Below are 17,855 nucleotides of genomic sequence, written 5' to 3'. Positions count from 1 at the left end.
TCCGAGCATGGCAGATCAGACCCTCGGGCTGTAGTGCATCGGATTATCTCGCTGCTGGAGCGGGGGTAGATTGCGCGCCGGCGTGTGGACCAGTGGTGTGTCGGCGGGGATTCGGCCGCTCGCTCGATCCCATCCGGCGCGAGCGCGTGGCTGATACCGGTAACGCCACGGCACCAATCGGAAGACGGCGTTGACGCTTCGGCCGACAGTGGTGTGAATTCTCTGATCTCGGCTACTCCACGAGTAGCCGAGAAGGTCGCGAACAGGTTGGTCGTACATGCCCACCGTCAGCCACACGAATCCGCGTGCGAGGGGGATCCGCGCGAGTCGCCACAACGGATCGGGAAGCCAGGTCATGTACGGGGGCTTTCCGAGGCCGGACAGGTCCAGGACGTCGCGGGTTGCCTTGTTGTCTTCGAGTACGTTGCGGCACATGCGGTCCCAGTACTCCTGAAATGCTTCCCAGGTCTCGGGAACCGGGCGCATGCTCATCCCGTACAGGCGATACCACTGAATGTGTTCGGTGAAGAGCTGTCGTTTCTGGGCCTCGGTCAAGCCACCGGAGAAGTTGTCGGCCGTGACGATGGTGCCCATGAAAAACGTTGCGTGTGCCCAGTAGAAGGTGTCGGGATCGAGGGCGTGGTATCGGCGCCCCAACTTGTCGACGCCCTTGATTCGCGTGTGATATCCGCGGACTTCTTCGGCTGTCTGCTGCGCGCGATCGCCGTCGAACACCACGCCCGCAATGGGATACAGCGATCGGTACAGCCGTTCCCAGCGCTCGTCGAAGAACTGCGAGTGCTCCTCGACGCCGGCGCCGAGCCCTGGGTGCATGTTCTGCATCGAACCGGCCCAGACGCCTTGGAGCATCCCGCGCCAGTCGCCGAAATACTTCCAGGTCAGGGAATCCGGGCCGAGAGGAACCGGGGTGCTGCTGTCGTCAAGTTGACTACGCATGTTGTCAGATTAGGATCGACAACAGCGGTAGTCAAGGATCGGCTACCGGTTGAATCGAATTCCGGTTGCATCGAAGAGCCAGTATCGGCGAAGTGGGGAAGTTGTGAGCATCGAAGAACGCAGGGCCACTCGAAAGGCGACGTTGTTCGACGTCGGAGTGACACTGCTCGGTGCGGTCGACGGTCCGGCCGTCAACGTGCGTGCGGTCTGCAAGGCCGCCGGTCTGACCGAGCGGTATTTCTACGAGAGTTTCACCGATCGTGATCAGTACGTTGTTGCGGTCCACACGTTTGTCGCCGAGCGCGCGCAGTCGGCGCTTGCGTCGGCAGTGGAGTCGGAGACGACATCCGAGGCCGTCGCCACGGCTGCGGTCGACGCTTTCGTCAAGCTCATGGTCGACGATCCGGCGATGGGGAGAGTGCTTTTGATCGCTCCACTCTCCGAACCTGTCTTGAGTGGACGTGGTATCGAATCGATGCCGGCGTTCGTGGATCTGGTGTACGACCAGTTGTCCGAGATCGCTGATCCCGTGGACAAGCAACTGGTGGCCGTCGGACTGGTCGGGGCGTTGTTCACGCTGTTCATCGGTTACCTGGACGGCACGATCGTGGTAGACCGCGAACGATTTGTCCGCCACTGCGTCAGGCTGCTGATCAACGCTAACCGGGCGTGAAGGGCTGGCAGGCCGGGCAGAAGAAGATATTTCGCTCGGTGAGCTGATCCGGTCCGAGGGTATCTTCTCTGATGCGGGTTCCGCATCGGCGGCACGGTTTTCCGCGCCTGCCGTACACCCACGTCTGCCTACCTGGACGGGTGTCGCCGGTCGTGACCCGGATGCGACGCGCCTTGTTGACGTTGATGGTACGGAACGACAAGTCCACTATCGCGTCGAGATTTCCGGCGAGGCGCGTCGGTGTTTTCGGATGAATGCCTCGTAGGAAGCAGATCTCGTTGCGGTACACGTTGCCCAGTCCGGCCATCACCCGCTGATCCAGGAGCGCGATTCCGATCGGTTCGGAGTCGGCAGCCCGAAGATTTCGGGCGGCCACGGAACTGTCCCAGTCGGTCCCGAGCAGATCCGGTCCGAGATGCCCGAGCGCCTCCTGTTCCTGCCCGAGTTCGAGGATCTCGGTGATTCCCAGTGAAAAACCCACTGCTACAGAGTCTTCGGTGGCCAAGATGATGCGCGCTTGGTGAGCTGGTCTGCGCCAGCGCTCGCCGGGGCGATAAATCTGCCACTGACCTTCCATCTTCAGATGCGTGTGAATGGACGCCTCGCCCACTCTGATCAGGAGATGCTTTCCGCGGCTGGCGACGGAATCCACGCGATGGCCCGACAGATCAACGGTGGCATAACGAGGAACGCGGACGTCGCAGGTGGTGAGTACCTTCTCGGCTAGGGCCGCTCGCAGTTCGTTGGCGGCCCGCCACACGGTATCGCCCTCAGGCATGGTCGCCGCTCCCACACTTCAGGATCTCAACTGCCACGATCTCAATCATCATGACCCCAATCCTCATGACCGCAACCGGAATCCGCGAGGGGTGGCCGCGAAGCCGGCTTCGACCAGGACCGGAGCGAAGTCGTTGCCGTGGATGGTCTCTCCGTCGACCTTCTCCACTACCAACTTGTCGATAGCGCGAGAAGTCACCTTCTGAGCAAGTGACAGTGCTGCCATGCGCAACGTTCCGCCGTCGTCGGTGAATGTCAGGATCGTGCGACCGCCGCGCTCGACGAACAGAACCAACTCACCCTCCACCAGAACTACCAATGCGCCGGCTTTTCGTCCGGGCCGGTGCCCAGGGGCTTCCTCGCCCCCCGACGCCGGCCACGGCAGCGCCGCGCCGTACGGGTTTGCCGGATCGCACGCCGCGAGAGTGACTGCAGCCGAAGAGGTGTGGCGTCCCTCGATGGAATCACCGAACGTGCGCAAGCGGTCCACCACGGGAGGCGTGGAGAACTGGGCGCCGCCCAAGGTGTCCACGAAGTATCCGCGTCGAGCGCGGCCGTTGTCCTCGAACGTGCTCAGTACCTTGTAGATCAACGCGAAGCCGCCCGGCACGTTCTCACTCATCACCGAACCGCGGGTGACCACGCCGTACCGTTCGAGCAACAGATCGGCCGTGGCGTGCGCCCGGATGGTCGGATCCGGTTCGACGGCTGGCAGTTGGAACCACCGACCGGAGGCAGTTGCCGGTCCGGTGCGAGCGGGCGTGGAAGCGCGGGCCATTCCGCGGTACGGACGGGCCCGCGGAACACGGCGAGGTGATCGGTGACTGGTTGTTGTTCTAGTGGTGTCGGAGAGAAGTGCGCGAAGCGGTGCGACGGTGTCGTTACCGATGTGTCCGAGCCACACCAACTCCCACAGTGCCGTCGTCACCGCGCTGTCGACCGTGTCCGCAGCCGACTCCGTAGTTCGCAACGCGTCGACCAACTGTCGGAAGAAGTAGGCACCGCCGCCGGACAACAGGTCGAGGATGCGCTTCTGCAACTCCGAGACGTCGGTGTCGGCGGGCGAATTGAGCGTGATCGGTGCCAGGTCGGCGGGGTGCAGCACTACCCACCCGTCCTTGCCGGAGATTGCTCCGGATCCGGACCACAGGACTTCACCGGTCGACGTGAGTTCGTCCAACATCGCGGGAGAGTAGTCGGCGACACGACTCGGCAGGATCAACGATTCGAGAGCCGACGCCGGAATCGGAACTCCGGCGAGTTGATCGACCACCGTTGCAACACCGTCGATTCCTCGCAGCGTGCCGCCCACGTGCTGCCAGCTGGGAAGGAATCGTCCGAGCGTTGCGGTACTGACCGGCTCGATCTCTTGGCGTGCAGCGGCGAGCGAGCGGCGGCGTAGGCGGCGCAGGACCTCGGCGTCGCACCATTCGCTTCCGGTTGACGCCGGACGGAATTCGCCTTCGAGGACACGCTTTTCGAGTGCGAGTCGACCGAGAACGTCACGTGCGACGGAAACACCGATACCGAACCGTGCGGCAGCGTCGGCGAGGGTGAAGGGGCCGTGGGTGCGGGCATAACGGCTCAAGAGATCATCGAGAGGTTGATCGACCGGCTCGATGAACGCGGCGGGAACGCCGATCGGTAGGGGAACGCCGAGTCCGTCGCGAAGGCGCGCGGCGTCTTCGACGACGGTCCACCAGCTCTCGCCCGCATACGAGACGTGGAGGGCACGTTTGTCCGTAACCAACTTCTCGAGCCACGAGAGCGGGTCCTCGAGACAACGATCGGTGACTTCTTCGGTGGTCAGCGGGCCGAGCATGCGCAGGAGGTCGGCAACACCCTCGAGATCCTTGGCCTTGCGGTCGGGCGCGAGCCGTTGCAGCTCACTTTCGGCCTGCTCGATCACTCCGGCGTCGAGTAGCTCGCGCAGTTCGACGCGCCCCAGCAGTTCGGCCAACAGCGTGGAGTCCAACGACAGTGCGGCAGCGCGTCGCTCGGCGAGGGGGCTGTCGCCCTCGTACATGAATGCGCCCACATAGTTGAACAGGAGCGCACTCGCGAACGGAGACGGCGAGGCCGTCTCCACCTCGACGATCCGGATCTGCCGTTTCTCGATCTCGCCGAACAGTTCCTTCAGTGCAGGCAGGTCGTAGACGTCCTGCAAACACTCCCGCACCGTCTCGAGCAGGATCGGGAATGTCGGGAACTTGCGGGCGACGTCCAGCAGTTGTGCTGACCGCTGACGCTGCTGCCACAGCGGTGCACGTTTTCCGGGATTACGGCGCGGGAGAAGTAGTGCGCGGGCGGCACATTCGCGGAATCGGGAAGCGAACAGCGCGGAGCCGCCCACCTCCTGGGTGACCAGATCTTCGATGTCTTCGACGTCGAAGGTGAACAGTTCGGCGCCGGGAGGTTCGTTCTCGGTGTCCGGGAGCCGGATGATGATGCCATCGTCGGAGGCCGTCGGGCTGGAATCGACGCCGTATCGTTCCTGGAGGCGTGCGCCGATCGCGAGGGCCCACGGCGCGTGAACCCGTTGGCCGTACGGGGAATGCAGCACCAGACGCCAGTCACCGAGTTCGTCGCGGAAACGCTCCACCACCAGCGTGCGATCCGACGGCACCTGACCGGTGGCATTCTTCTGCTCGCCGACGAGTTGAATCAGATTGTTGGTGGCATTGTGATCGAGCCCGCCGACTCGGCAACGCTCGACGACGTCGGCCTCGTTACCGAGGGCCGTCTCGCGGACGAACTGTCCCAACGCCTGCCCGAGTTCGGCAGGGCGGCCGAGTCCGTCGCCGTGCCAGAAGGGCAAACGACCCGGCATGCCGTAGGCGGGGCTGACCAGAACCCGATCGAAGGTGATCTCCTCGATCCGCCAACTGGTAGCGCCGAGCGCGAAGACGTCGCCGACCCGGGACTCGTAGACCATTTCCTCGTCGAGTTCGCCGACGCGTGACGCTTTCTCGCCCACCATGTAGACGGTGAAGAGGCCGCGGTCGGGGATGGCGCCGCCGGAAGTGACGGCCAAACGCTGCGAACCCGGGCGCCCCGTCAGAGTATTGGACTCACGATCCCACACCAGGCGCGGACGTAATTCGGCGAACTCGTCCGAGGGGTACCGCCCGGCGAGCAGATCCAGAGTCGACTCGTACGCCGAACGGGGAAGCGTTGCAAAGGAACCGCTTCGGCGCACGGTCTCGAACCAGTCGTCGACGTCGATCGGTTCGAGGGCGGTGGCCGCAACAGTTTGCTGGGCGAGGATGTCGAGGGGATTGGCCGGAACGGCCATCGCTTCGATCTTGCCTTGGACCATGCGCTCGACCGTCACCGCGCAATGAATCAGGTCGGTGCGATGCTTGGGGAAGACAACGCCTCGCGATATCTCACCGACCTGGTGGCCGGCGCGACCGACACGTTGCAGCCCGCTGGCAACCGAAGGCGGTGCCTCGACCTGAATGACCAAGTCGACGGCGCCCATGTCGATTCCGAGTTCGAGACTGCTGGTGGCGACGACGCATCGCAATCGACCCGATTTGAGGTCGTCTTCGATGAGGGCGCGCTGGTCCTTGCTGACCGATCCGTGGTGGGCGCGAGCAAGGAGAGGTTCCGCGCCGTAGTTGACCTCGGTGGGAGCCCCGATCTGCGCGGGTGGTCGTGGCAACTTGTCGACGACGAGGCCGGCGCGCTCGGCATGAATTTCGTTGAGTCTGGCCGTCAATCGTTCGGCGAGGCGGCGAGAGTTGGCGAACACGATGGATGATCGGTGATCGAGAACGAGGTCGACGATCTGTTCCTCGACGTGGGGCCAGATCGAACCGGCTTGCGGGGTGGGGGATTCGGAACCGTCGGCCGGCGTCGCGATACCCAATTCGGTCATGTCCTCGACGGGAACACGGACGGTGAGGTCGAAGGTCTTGGCGGCAGGCGGCGCCACGATCCGAATGGGTGCCGAACCAGCGAGGAAGCGCCCGACCTCCTCGTGCGGACGAACCGTGGCCGACAATCCGATGCGCTGCGCCGGACGGTCGAGCAAGCCGTCCAGACGTTCCAGGGAGAGCGCAAGGTGTGAACCCCGCTTGGTACCCGCCACCGCGTGAACCTCGTCGACGATCACGGTGTCGACGCCGACCAGTGTTTCCCGAGCAGCGGAGGTGAGCATCAGGAACAACGACTCCGGCGTCGTGATCAGGATGTCCGGAGGCCGCTTGATCAACGAGCGCCGATCGGCCTGGGAAGTGTCACCGGAACGGACACCGACGGTGATCTCGGGCGGAGTGAGGCCCAGACGCTTCGCAGTCTGTGTGATGCCGACCAGCGGTGCGCGAAGGTTTCGTTCGACGTCCACACCCAGCGCTTTGAGCGGCGAGATGTAGAGGACTTTCGTGGTGCGTTCGCCCTCGTCCTTGGCTGCGAGCTGATCGAGCGCCCAGAGAAAGGCGGACAATGTCTTGCCGGAGCCGGTGGGTGCGACGACAAGTGTGTGAGAGCCACTCGCGATGGATTCCCAGGCACCGAGCTGCGCAGCGGTGGGAGCGCTGAAAGCACCGCCGAACCACTCGCGTGTTGCGGGCGAGAATCTGTCGAGGACATTGGTCACGACCACCATATTGCCCCTTCCCACCGACAGCGTGTTCGTGCCCGCAGCCGAAGTGCAGAGCATACTATTTGCCCTGTTATAGCGATTCTCTTGTTATCGAGAAGGCGAGTGCCTGATGGAAGCAGTCAAGATTGTCCTCGAGCTGGCGGTAGTGCTCGGGGCGATTGTCATGGGTACCAGATCGAGCGGTGTCGCTCTCGGTCTGTGGGGCGGCGCGGGTGTTGCCGTCCTCGTGTTCGTCTTCGGAGAGGACGTCGGCAGTCCGCCGGTCGACGCTCTACTCATCGTCCTGTCCGTCGTTCTCGCGTCGTCGATGATGCAAGCGGCCGGTGGTATCGACTGGATGGTCACCATCGCAGCCAAACTGATCGAATCCCGACCGAAACAGATCACGCTGATCGCGCCGTTGGTGTCGTTCCTGTTCTCGGTCGGTGCCGGTACGTCCAACATCCTCTACCCGCTGCTTCCCGTCATCTACGACGTCTCGTACAAGAACGGTGTGCGGCCGTCACGGCCGCTGTCGCTGTCGGTCGTCTCCACCGGCGTGGCGTTGGCTTGTAGCCCGGTGTCAGCGGCGATGGCGGCCATGGTCACACTCACCGACGTCGCGCCCTACGATTTCGAACTCATCGACATCATCAAGATCACGTTCCCGGCGGCCGTGGTCGGCATCGTCCTCTCGTCCATCGCGGTCAACCGCCTGGGCAAGGACCTCGACGACGACCCGGAGATACAGGCGAAGTTGAAGTCGGGCGAGTTGGCCGGACCGGGTGCAGCGTCCAAGACCGAACTCGTCTCGACGAAGACCGGACGAAACGCGGCACTGATCTTCCTGGCCGGCGTTCTGGCCATCGTGATCTTCGGTCTGTTCAAGGGAATTCGCCCCGAAGCCGCCGACGGCACTCCGATGGGGATGACACCGATCATCGAGATGCTGATGTTCGTCGTGGGTACGTTGATCCTGTTGGTGTGCCGCCCGAATGTCGCCGACGTGCCGTCCTCGACAGTCTTCCGTGCCGGTATGGTCTCGGCCATCGCGTTGTTCGGTCTGGCATGGCTGACGGACACGTTCATCAGCGCCCATTCCGAGCTGATCACGAGCACCGTCGGCGACTGGGTCAACGCCGCGCCGTGGATCTTCGCGCTCGGTGTTTTCCTGGTCTGCGTACTGACGACCAGTCAGTCGACGGCTACGAGGACCATCGTGCCGATCGGTCTCGCTGCCGGGATTGCACCCGGTCTGGTGAGCGGAATGTGGGCCGGAGCGTTTGCCGGCGTCTATCTGTTGCCGACAAACGGTTCGCAGATCGCGGCTGCGAACTTCGACCTCTCCGGCAGCACGAAGCTCGGTTCCAAGCTCGTCGACCACTCGTTCTTCCTGCCGACCATCATTTTGGCCGTGACGACGATTGCGGCCGGTGCGGTGTTCGGAGTGGTGCTCGGCTGAGTCAGCTGTTGCGGTAGTGGTCCCAGCTCGCCTTGCACGCGTGGGCGAGCTGGTCCACCCGTTCGGCGTCGGGTGTAGGCCAGTCGACGCCGGGTTCCATGATGTAGGCGGCCAGTTCGTCTCCCAGTAAGAATTCTCGTTTGAATTCGGCCTGAACCGCGCTCAACGTGATCCCGGCTTCGGCGGCGCGGGCGCTCAATTCGGCGAATCTGGCTCCGGCCGCGATGATTTCGAAACTGCCGAGGTACGGCTGATTGAGAGCGACGGCATCCGGATCGTCGACCTGAAATCCCTTGCGATGTGAGACCGCGAGTGCGCGAATGAGCGCCGGATCCATCGTCACGGGATTGTCTGCGCGTCGATTACCGTCGTGATCGCCACGATTGGAGAGTGCGACGACGTCGGGGAGTCGATCTGCTTCCGGCCGTTCGACATTGACGGCGCCGTTGCGGCGAGTGGTGTGGTTCATCGTGTCGTGGAACGACAACGTCGTGAACGAACGGCCGAGTTCGAAGCTCTTCTCCACCATGGTTTCGATCAGTGCGTCGCGAGTTCTCTCGTAGACGCCCAAACCGTGTTCGGCTGTCTCGGTGAAGGTCTCGGCGAGGTTCTTCCAGCCCGCGTCGTCGGTCGGCTCGAGCAGTAGTGGGTAGAACGAGAAGGTGACAGGGCGAACTGCGTCGACGCCGGTGAGGTCCGCCTTGTTTCCCGCTCCGGCCTTGTGCACGCGCGCGAAGGCTTCGCGTAGTGACGCCTCCAGGTTTTCGGGCTTTGCACGGTTGGGATCACGAATCATGCGGGGGTGTGGGTTCTCCACGTACACGATGCGCGAATCGATTTCGGCCCAGCGGCGCACGATGGGACTGGTGGACATGTCGGTGAAGTCGAACTGCAGTCGCTGGGTGAACTCGGGTGCGAGAAAGCGTGAGAGTTCTGCCGGAATCGCGGAACCCGAGTGTGGGCAACTGACAAGAAGGTCGGCTTCGACGATGGCGTCGTCGAGACTGCGGGAGTCACGATCGGCATAGAACGTCAGGTCCTCCGGCGTGAACACGGTTCCGGCCGGGATGAGTACTGGTTCTCCACTGGTCATGAGCCCCAGCGTAATCGAGTGTAACCGTGCAGACTCAGTATCCGCTGAGTCGTTCCACGAGAGCTGTCTTGATCTCCGGTCGACCAGCCGCGACAAGAGTGAAGGTGGCTTCTCGCATGAGCCGCTCGGGGGTGTTGCTGCCGACCAGGGCGCGACTTCCGGTCGCAGTCACGAGTGCGGCCGACGCTCGTATCGCAAGTTCCGACGCTCGGGCGCGGGCGGCTGACATGTCGCCTCGATCGCGCAAAGCGGAATCAAGGTCTGTGCGCGCCCTGGCGGCTTGTTCTTCGAAAGCGCCGGCGTCGACGCCGAGATCCGCAAGTTCGGTAACAGCGCGGCGGGTGATGCCCATGGCCATCGCGCCGTTGAGCCACAGTCCGGGTAGCTGGGTGCTCTGAAACTGTTCGTCGCTGACGACGGAACAGACGTCGGTATCGGGGATTTCGAAAGCGTCGAACACGATTCGGACAGTGTTGCTCCCGCGCGCCGCGATCAGGGGAAGCTCCTCGATCGTCAGCCCCGGCGCTTCGCCAACCGGTACAACGGAATGAACGATGGAATTGTCGAACTCGTCCCGCGCCGACACCAGGAGAACATCGACGATGCCCCAACCGGTGACGAAGGGTGCGATTCCGTCGAGGACGTAGCCGTCGTGCACCCGCTTTGCCCACAGGAGGGGCGGGCGGGGGATGGCGCCGGCATACGCAACTCCGCCGCGAATCGTTCCGGAAACGAGGCCATCCCAGTATTGTTCGCGCAGAGACATATTGGGACTGGCTGCCAGGGCTCCGACGACGCCGTGATGCTGCATCCAGGTGAACGTCGTCGCGAGGCAACCGCCGCACAAGGTTTCGAGGACGTCGACCAGTTCTTCGCTGGTGGGGCCACCGTCACCGAGGGCTGCGATGCCGTAGAAGCCGTCGGCGGCGAGCGCGTCGAAATGGCTGCTGGGGATTTCTCCGTCGGCGTCGACGCTGTCGGCGACGGGAAACAGAACGGTGTCGGCGATTTCGCGCGCAAGTTCCGGCCACATGGTCACGCTGTCAGGGTAAGCCGTGAGCGTGGGTTGTGGTGTGGAACTACAGCCGCGCATCTAGAACGAGGGAGGTGAGCTCACGATGAGGAATCTTGCGACCGCATCGGTGCGATTGAACCACCGGTGCGGGATGGTCGAGGTGTAGAGGAGGGTGTCGCCGACGTGAAGAACGTGATGCTCGTCCAGTCCCACCTCGACCTCGACAGATCCTTCGAGAACATGAATGAACTCTTCGCCGGCGTGCTCTGTGTGCTCACCTGCCTCGGAATGAGGTGCTGCCGTGATCTCGTTGGGTTCCATTGTCCGTGAGCCGGTGGAGCAGAATCGAATCACCGAATCGTGTGCCAGTTCGAAGGTTCGCCCCTCACCGGCGCGGACGAGGCTGGACGGAGTTCGCTCACCCTGTGCCAAGAGTGCGTGCGCCGTGGTGCCGAGCGATTGCGCGAGGCGATGAAGGTTCATGACACTGGGTACTGCGTGGCCGTTTTCGGTCTGGCTCAGGAAGGGCTGCGACAAGCCCGACTTCACGGCAACCTCGCGCAACGTCAGTCCGGCTTCTTTTCGCGCCGTCCGCACGGCAGCCCCGATTGCGGTCGCTATCGCCTTCTGGTCGTCGTCCATGTGCCGAAGATAGCAGTGCTCTGGTGAAAGTTTTGATTACACAGACGAAACAAATTCGACCACGGTAAGAAATTATCGACGTGCTGAATAGTCCCGTACACGAAACACTTCCAGCTTCGGACGGAGATCGGCGCATGGCCATCCATCCTGTCGACCAGCGGCTCCCATTTGCCCGCCAGTCTGCTTTTGCTCTTCAGCACGTCCTCATCATGTACACCGGCTGCATCACGGTTCCGCTGGTTTTCGGTGCGGCAGTAGGACTGGACCGCAGCACGGTAGCGATGCTGATCAGTGCGGACTTACTCGTTGCAGGCATCATCACGATCATCCAGAGCCTGGGCGTCGGGAAAGTCGCCGGTGTGCGCCTGCCGATCGTCTGCGGTGCGACGTTTGCCGGGCTGACGCCGATGATTCTGATCGCCAAGGAGTACGGCCTGCAGGCCGTGTACGGGTCCATGCTGGTCGGTGGTGTTGTCGGCATAGCTTTGGCCGTACCGTTCGCCAAGATCGTCCGATACTTCCCGCCCCTGGTCACCGGCGTCGTCCTCACCGTTATCGGCATTTCGTTGATCGGGGTCGCAGGAGGCTTGATCGTCGGTAACGACCCCACCTCCCCGTCGTTCGCCGACCCGAAGAACCTGGCGCTGGCTGCGGCAGTCGTTGTAGTCGCGGTGGCGTTCATCTGCCTCGGCCGAGGGATGTGGACGCAGCTCGGTGTGCTGATGGCACTGGTGATCGGTACCGTGATCGCCATCCCGATGGGGCTGATCGATCTGAGTGGCGTCGGCGGCTCGGCGTGGGTGGGCTTCCCGATGCCGTTCCACTTCGGTGCTCCGGAGTTTCCCGTCACCGCCGTGGTGGCGATGAGTATCGTCATGGCAGTCGTCTTCGCCGAATCGACGGCCAGCATGCTCGCCGTCAGCGAGATCACCGGAAAGCCTTTGAAGAAAGCAGATCTCGCACGAGGGCTGGTGGCCGACGGTATGTCGGGAGTTCTGGGCGGGATCTTCAACGCGTTTGTCGACACCGTCTTCTCGCAGAATGTCGGCGCCGTTGCCACTACCAGGGTGTACAGCCGGTACGTGACCGCTACCAGCGGCGCCATTTTGATCGTCCTCGGTCTGATCCCGCGAATGGGTGAAGTGGTTGCCGCCCTTCCCGATCCGGTGGTCGGCGGCGTGGGAATCATCTTGTTCTCGACGGTCGCGGTGGTCGGAATCAACACGTTGCGCAAGGTCGACCTCAGCGACCCGATCAACACCACGATCGCCGCCGTATCCGTGGGGATCGGTATCTTGCCGGAATTTGCGGAGGGCATGTTCGAGCGGTTCCCCTCCTCGGCCCAGATCCTCCTCGGTAGCGGCATCACCTTGGCTGCGGCCTCGGCTTTCTCGCTCAACCTACTGTTCAACCACACCAGGCTCGGTGAACTCGCCAGGCGATCACGCGAGAGCCTCCACTCCACTGCATATACTGAACCCGCTACCAGCTCTGCAGGAGACGCCAGTGCCATCGTCACAGTCTGAAATTTTCGAAGTTCCCGTCGTCGACATCTCGCCTTACGTGCTCGGAGGCGCCGACGAGGACAGGGCGCGAGTGGCTGCCGAAGTCGACCATGCCTGTCGGACTGTAGGTTTCATGCAGATTCGGGGCCACGGTGTGCCGGCCGACGTATCCGCCGGTCTCGCCGAGGCCATGGACGACTTCTTCGGGCTGCCGATGGAGACGAAGTCGGGTCATCGTGTCGAAGGTGCGAATCGCGGATACAGTCCGCCCAAGAGCGAGTCGCTGAGCCTGAGTCTGGGCGTCGAATCCGCGACTCGGATGAACGACTTCTTCGAGGCGTTCAACATAGGAACCGAAGCTCGATCGTTCACCGAACTCGAACTCTCGGAGGAGGATTACGGAATCAACCTGTGGCCCGCTGTTCGCGGATTCAGGGAGCGCGTAGAGGACTACTACGCCCATGGCGAGCGGGTGGCACGCACACTGACCACCATTTTCGAAGACGCGCTCGGGCTGACCCCAGGATTCTTCGAGTCGATCACCGACCATTCCATCGACGTACTGCGGATGAACAACTACGCATTGCCGCAGGGGACTGTGACATTGGACGGCGAGTTGAAGGGAATGGGGGAACACACCGATTTCGGTCTGGTCACCGTGTTGTGGGCGGATCAGGTCGAGGGTTTGCAAGTGCTCGGGAGCGACCGACGCTGGCACGATGTCTGGCCGGATGACGATGCGCTGTTGGTCAACCTCGGGGATCTCACCGCGCGACTGACCAACGACAGGTGGATGTCCACGCTGCACCGAGTTGCGCCTCCGGTGGTGAACGGCACCGTCAAGCGCCGGCGATCGGCGGCCTTCTTCCATGACGGAAACGTCGACGCGGTGATTGCGACCTTGCCGAGTTTTCAGGACGGCTCCGGCTTGGAGTACGAACCCATTACCGTTCGCGATCACATCAAGGCCAAATTGGCCGGGTCGAGGCAGGGAAAGTCCAATACCGCCGCAGTTCGTGAGGCGGCTCGGGTACTTTCGGCTGCAGAGCTCGAGGTCAAGCAGTGAGCGCTCGGAACATCGTCTTGATACACGGCGCCTGGGCCGGTGGTTGGGTCTGGGATCGCGTGTGTGGCCCTTTGAAGACCGCCGGCTTCGATCCTGTTGTGGTGGAGCTTCCCGGCACGGGGAGTTGGAACCCCGACGACGTGATCGATCTTGCCGCTGTTACCGAACATGTTGTGGCAGTGGTCGAGTCACTGGACGGTCCGGCAGTCCTGGTCGGCCACTCGGGCGGCGGCATCGTGGCCTCACAGGTGGCCGAGCGGATACCTTCGCAAGTAGCGGGTCTCGTGTACGTCGCAGGGATGATGCTGCCGTCGCAGATGGATTTCGGAATGCTCTGTGCAGAAGTCGGTTTGGCAAGTCCGGTCGGAATCTCGCGTTGGCTGGTCCCCGTCGGCGACGGCGACGCAACGGCAGTTCCGCCGGAAGCCGGTGCCGCCGTGTTCTTCCACGAAGCGCCGGTCGCCGATGCGATCGGTGCAGCGCGCATGCTGGCCCCACAATTGGAGTCCGCCCGCCTGATGGCCCCGGTCTGGACCGAAGAGCGGTTCGGAACCGTGCCGAGGCGCTATGTCGAGTGCACCCTGGATCGAACCGTGCCGATCGAGGCTCAACGTGCCATGCAAAGACTTGTCCCCGGCGCCCAGGTGGTCAGCCTGGACACCGATCACGCACCGCAGTTGTCGGCGCTCTCGGAGCTGATCGACGCGATCACCGATTTCACCCAGCTGGTGTTCAACCGAACTCGACGCCTTGAGCCAGCGGCAGTTGGTCCGAGTAGTTGACGGTATTGGTGGCTCGGCGCATGTAGGCCTTCCACGAATCCGAACCCGACTCGCGACCGCCACCGGTCTCCTTCTCCCCGCCGAAAGCGCCGCCGATCTCCGCACCCGACGTTCCGATGTTCACGTTCGCGATACCGCAATCGGAGCCGTCGGCGGCGAGAAAACGCTCGGCTTCACGCTGATCGAGTGTGAAGATCGAGGATGAAAGTCCCTGAGGTACACCGTTGTGTAGCGTGATGGCGTCGTCGAAATCGGTGTATGTCAAGGCGTAGAGGATGGGTGCAAACGTCTCCGCCCGCACCACCTCGGTCTGTGCGGGCATACGAACGAGAGCGGGCGTCACGTAGAACCCGGAATCGCCGACACGGTCGCCGCCGCACACCACGGTGCCGCTGTCGGCGCGCGCGGCCGAGAGGGACTTCTGCATCGCTTCGAACGCAGCCTCGTTGATCAGCGGCCCGACCAGAACACCGGAATCGAAGGGACTGCCGACCTCGAGCTGTGCGTACGCGGCCGCAACGCGCTCGACGACGTGATCGGCGATCGACTCGTGCACGATGAGCCGACGAAGTGAGGTGCAGCGCTGCCCCGCAGTTCCGGCGGCGGAGAACACGATTCCGCGTACGGCAAGCTCGAGATCTGCCGACGGTGTGACGACTGCGGCGTTGTTGCCACCCAACTCGAGGAGGCTTCGCCCGAAGCGTTCGGCGACCCGCGGAGCCACGGCGCGGCCCATTCGCACGGAACCGGTGGCGCTGACCAAGGCTACCAGTGGGTTGTCCACCAAGGCCTCACCGACATCGCGTCCGCCGATGATCAACTGGTGCACGTCGATCGGTGCATCACAGTCGGCGAGTGCGCGTCGGAGGAGGGCGTCACATGCCAGTGCAGTCAGCGGCGTGGTCTCCGAAGGCTTCCAGACGACGGCGTCGCCGCACACGAGAGCGATGGCGGTATTCCACGACCACACCGCGACGGGAAAGTTGAACGCGGAGATGACCCCGACAACGCCGAGAGGGTGCCACGTTTCCGTCAACCTGTGTCCGGGACGCTCGGACGGCATGGTGCGTCCGTAGAGCTGCCGGGAGAGACCGACGGCGAACTCGCAGATGTCGATCATCTCCTGTACCTCGCCGAGAGCCTCCGAGGTGACTTTGCCTGCTTCGAGGGTCACGATCTCCGCGAGGTCCTCCTTGTGCTCGGTCAGTAGGCTGCCCAGCCGGCGCACGACTGCGCCGCGCGCCGGAGCGGGGACGGTGCGCCAGGTGAGGAACGCGCGATGCGCCGCGCCGACGGCGTCGTCGACTTCTCTGGCGGAGTGCTGCCGAACGGTACGCAGTTGCGTACCGGTGATCGGGGTATGTGCGCTCAGGTCGCCGGCGGGCCACTCGACACCGCACGCGGCAAGGGCGCTTTCGGCGCGATCGGCGAGGCTCGAAGAATCAGGCAGGTTCACTGGGGAGTCCTCTGTTGTTGTGGGCGGGAGTGGTTGTAGGCGGGAGAAAGCGCGGCACGTGACGCCTCTTGTTGTGCGTGGTACAGCTCGAACGGATCTTCGATGGTGTGGTCGATGGCGCCCTCCAATCGATCCTGCCCGTATTCGGCGCCGGGCGCATCGGAAACGAATCCGGTCACCGAATCGAGATTGGATGCGAAGATGCCGGCCGCGGAGGCCGGTAGGAAGTCCTCGTAGACGATGGGATCGCGGACGAGCGTCGACCCTTCGTTTCGGTACGTGAAGTAGGCCAACCCCGCCGCATCGAGTCCGTCCTCGGAGTGCGGAAATTCGCTGTCCCAGTGTGCATCCTCCGGCCTGGCGATCAGTCGGTCGTAGATCTCTCGACCGCTGCGGGTCAACGCGATTCCGCGGGCCTCCACCTCACCGAATCTGACGCGGACCGGTTCTGTGGTGATCGATCCGTCCGGCCGGCGGAAGCGCCTGTCTTCGGCCAATGCGCGAAACGACGTCTGCCGCAGAAGCAGTGGCGGTCCACTCCATCTCGGCGGGCCTTGGATGCGGTCGATCATGGTGATGCCGCGCTCAGTCATGCGGCGGTACAACTCGTCGATGTCGAGTACCCGCGGGGTGAGGTGATTGACATGTGTCGAGCCCTGCCCCGCAATGTCTGCAGCGACCGGTGAGATCGCGGCGAGTTCGCGGTACCAGGCCGCGTCGATGGGATCGGTGCCGAGCCGAAACGCGGAGGTCGCCGCGTCGACGAAGTGTGTCGCCTCGGGCTCTGGCAGGCCGCCCTCGCGGCTCGATTGCCGTGCCCATTGAAGAAGTTCGGGAGAGAACAGGGTGCGGCGACGCAGAAACGCAGTGATCCGACGCTCGAGGTCGGTGTCGAAGAACCTGGAATCGGAGATGGTCAGTACCGAGGTGAAAACGCGAAACGGGTTCCGGGCGAGTTCGGCGGGATCGGTCGGGCGAAATGCTGTCGAGACAACAGGAATAGGGGAGTCCGTGAGCCGGAGGTCGTAGTAGCCGACCGGAAACATACCGAATCCGCCGAAGACGATGGCCACGTCACGCAGTTCGTCGAGGGTGCCCAGTCTGATGGCCCCGTGACGCTCGGCGCTGACCCGCGCGAGAGTGCCCAGACGCTCCGCAGAATCCGGATGTGCCGCGGCAAAATTACGGTTCACCTGCAGCGTTACGTCTACCAGCGTGTTGTAAGCGGGGACCTCCTCGCCGTACATCCGTGCAAGCGTCGCAGCGAACCGTGCACGTAGCTCCGAGGTTTCAACCATACGAATGTCCGATTGCGTTAGCCTGCGCAGGTGCGAGAAACAGAAACCAGTGACGTTGCCGGTGTTCCGGTCGACGAAACCGATCGACTTTTGATGCGTGAATTGGTCTTGGACGGGCGTGCCACTCTCGCGAGTCTTGCTGAGAAGGCTGGACTCTCGATCTCCGCAGTCCAGTCGAGAGTGCGTCGTTTGGAATCTCGCAAGGTGATTCGTGGGTACTCGGCGAAGATCGATCCGGAGGCACTCGGTCACAATTTGTCCGCATTTGTCGCCATCACTCCTCTCGATCCTTCGCAGCCCGACGATGCGCCTGCTCGCTTGCGTCATCTGCCGGCGGTCGTCTCATGTCACTCGGTAGCCGGGAGTGAAAGCTACGTCCTCCTGGTCCGGGTGGCGTCACCTCGGGCGTTGGAGCGATTGCTGCAGGAGATCCGTACGGCAGCCAACGTCAACACACGAAGCACCATCATCCTACAAACTTTTTACGACGAATGACGGACGTTCCGTAACTTTTACGGCCTTCTATCGACACTTTCGTAAA

14 protein-coding genes are annotated in these 17,855 nt (G+C 63.1%); 6 read left to right on the top strand and 8 right to left on the bottom strand.

The annotated features are described in order from the left end of the window. Positions 1-15 precede the first annotated feature (15 nt). Positions 16-957 carry an oxygenase MpaB family protein gene (locus ACFQ6Y_RS19965; RefSeq protein WP_378636232.1) on the bottom strand — a complete coding sequence of 314 codons (942 nt, stop codon included), beginning with the start codon at positions 955-957 and terminating at the stop codon, positions 16-18. Between the two features lie 103 nt (positions 958-1,060). Here ACFQ6Y_RS19965 and ACFQ6Y_RS19960 point away from each other — a divergent pair, with 103 nt between their 5' ends. Beyond that, positions 1,061-1,630 (top strand): TetR/AcrR family transcriptional regulator, encoded by a 570-nt coding sequence (locus ACFQ6Y_RS19960; protein WP_378545009.1) that lies wholly within the window; start codon positions 1,061-1,063, stop codon positions 1,628-1,630. Here ACFQ6Y_RS19960 and ACFQ6Y_RS19955 read toward each other — a convergent pair. Beyond that, a complete protein-coding gene (locus tag ACFQ6Y_RS19955; protein WP_378545006.1) occupies positions 1,617-2,408 on the bottom strand; it encodes a DNA-formamidopyrimidine glycosylase family protein in 792 nt (263 codons plus the stop codon). The two genes, ACFQ6Y_RS19960 and ACFQ6Y_RS19955, sit on opposite strands and share 14 nt — an antisense overlap. Positions 2,409-2,471: 63 nt before the next feature. Further along, a complete protein-coding gene (locus tag ACFQ6Y_RS19950) occupies positions 2,472-7,019 on the bottom strand; it encodes an ATP-dependent helicase (protein ID WP_378636227.1) in 4,548 nt (1,515 codons plus the stop codon). Between the two features lie 106 nt (positions 7,020-7,125). Between ACFQ6Y_RS19950 and ACFQ6Y_RS19945 the strand changes: the two genes are divergently transcribed. Then, a complete protein-coding gene (locus ACFQ6Y_RS19945) occupies positions 7,126-8,457 on the top strand; it encodes an anaerobic C4-dicarboxylate transporter family protein (protein WP_378447664.1) in 1,332 nt (443 codons plus the stop codon). 1 nt (position 8,458) lies between these two features. Here ACFQ6Y_RS19945 and ACFQ6Y_RS19940 read toward each other — a convergent pair whose 3' ends face one another. From ACFQ6Y_RS19940 to ACFQ6Y_RS19930, 3 genes are read right to left on the bottom strand one after another with little or no spacing between them, the layout of a single operon-like run. Further along, entirely contained in the window at positions 8,459-9,550 is a 1,092-nt protein-coding gene (locus tag ACFQ6Y_RS19940; protein ID WP_378636223.1) for an N-formylglutamate amidohydrolase, read from the bottom strand. 34 nt (positions 9,551-9,584) lie between these two features. Then, positions 9,585-10,583: an acyl-CoA dehydrogenase family protein gene (locus ACFQ6Y_RS19935; protein ID WP_378636784.1), complete on the bottom strand. Its 999-nt coding sequence runs from the start codon at positions 10,581-10,583 to the stop codon at positions 9,585-9,587. 60 nt (positions 10,584-10,643) lie between these two features. After that, positions 10,644-11,207 (bottom strand): helix-turn-helix domain-containing protein, encoded by a 564-nt coding sequence (locus ACFQ6Y_RS19930; protein ID WP_007727247.1) that lies wholly within the window; start codon positions 11,205-11,207, stop codon positions 10,644-10,646. A gap of 134 nt (positions 11,208-11,341) precedes the next feature. Between ACFQ6Y_RS19930 and ACFQ6Y_RS19925 the strand changes: the two genes are divergently transcribed. From ACFQ6Y_RS19925 to ACFQ6Y_RS19915, 3 genes are read left to right on the top strand one after another with little or no spacing between them, the layout of a single operon-like run. Beyond that, complete coding sequence (locus tag ACFQ6Y_RS19925; RefSeq protein ID WP_378636217.1) at positions 11,342-12,733, top strand: uracil-xanthine permease family protein; 1,392 nt, start codon at positions 11,342-11,344, stop codon at positions 12,731-12,733. Further along, complete coding sequence (locus tag ACFQ6Y_RS19920) at positions 12,714-13,778, top strand: isopenicillin N synthase family dioxygenase (RefSeq protein ID WP_378636214.1); 1,065 nt, start codon at positions 12,714-12,716, stop codon at positions 13,776-13,778. The genes ACFQ6Y_RS19925 and ACFQ6Y_RS19920 overlap by 20 nt, the downstream gene beginning before the upstream one ends. Further along, entirely contained in the window at positions 13,775-14,560 is a 786-nt protein-coding gene (locus ACFQ6Y_RS19915) for an alpha/beta fold hydrolase (RefSeq protein WP_378636211.1), read from the top strand. Before ACFQ6Y_RS19920 ends, ACFQ6Y_RS19915 begins: the two co-directional genes overlap by 4 nt. Here ACFQ6Y_RS19915 and ACFQ6Y_RS19910 read toward each other — a convergent pair. Next, positions 14,511-16,016 (bottom strand): aldehyde dehydrogenase family protein, encoded by a 1,506-nt coding sequence (locus ACFQ6Y_RS19910; protein WP_378636208.1) that lies wholly within the window; start codon positions 16,014-16,016, stop codon positions 14,511-14,513. The genes ACFQ6Y_RS19915 and ACFQ6Y_RS19910 overlap by 50 nt on opposite strands. Beyond that, entirely contained in the window at positions 16,013-17,314 is a 1,302-nt protein-coding gene (locus ACFQ6Y_RS19905; protein ID WP_378636205.1) for a 2-oxoadipate dioxygenase/decarboxylase family protein, read from the bottom strand. The genes ACFQ6Y_RS19910 and ACFQ6Y_RS19905 overlap by 4 nt, the downstream gene beginning before the upstream one ends. A gap of 30 nt (positions 17,315-17,344) precedes the next feature. Here ACFQ6Y_RS19905 and ACFQ6Y_RS19900 point away from each other — a divergent pair, with 30 nt between their 5' ends. After that, on the top strand, positions 17,345-17,809 hold the full coding sequence (locus ACFQ6Y_RS19900) for an Lrp/AsnC family transcriptional regulator (protein ID WP_003940830.1): 465 nt from the start codon (positions 17,345-17,347) through the stop codon (positions 17,807-17,809). The last annotated feature ends 46 nt before the right edge of the window (positions 17,810-17,855 follow it).

The sequence above is a fragment of the Rhodococcus sp. NPDC056516 genome (genome assembly GCF_042794655.1).
In the GTDB taxonomy this organism is placed as follows: Bacteria; Actinomycetota; Actinomycetes; order Mycobacteriales; family Mycobacteriaceae; genus Rhodococcus_F.
The sequence above is the reverse complement of the archived record's forward strand: the minus strand, read 5'-3'. Positions and strand labels throughout refer to the sequence as shown.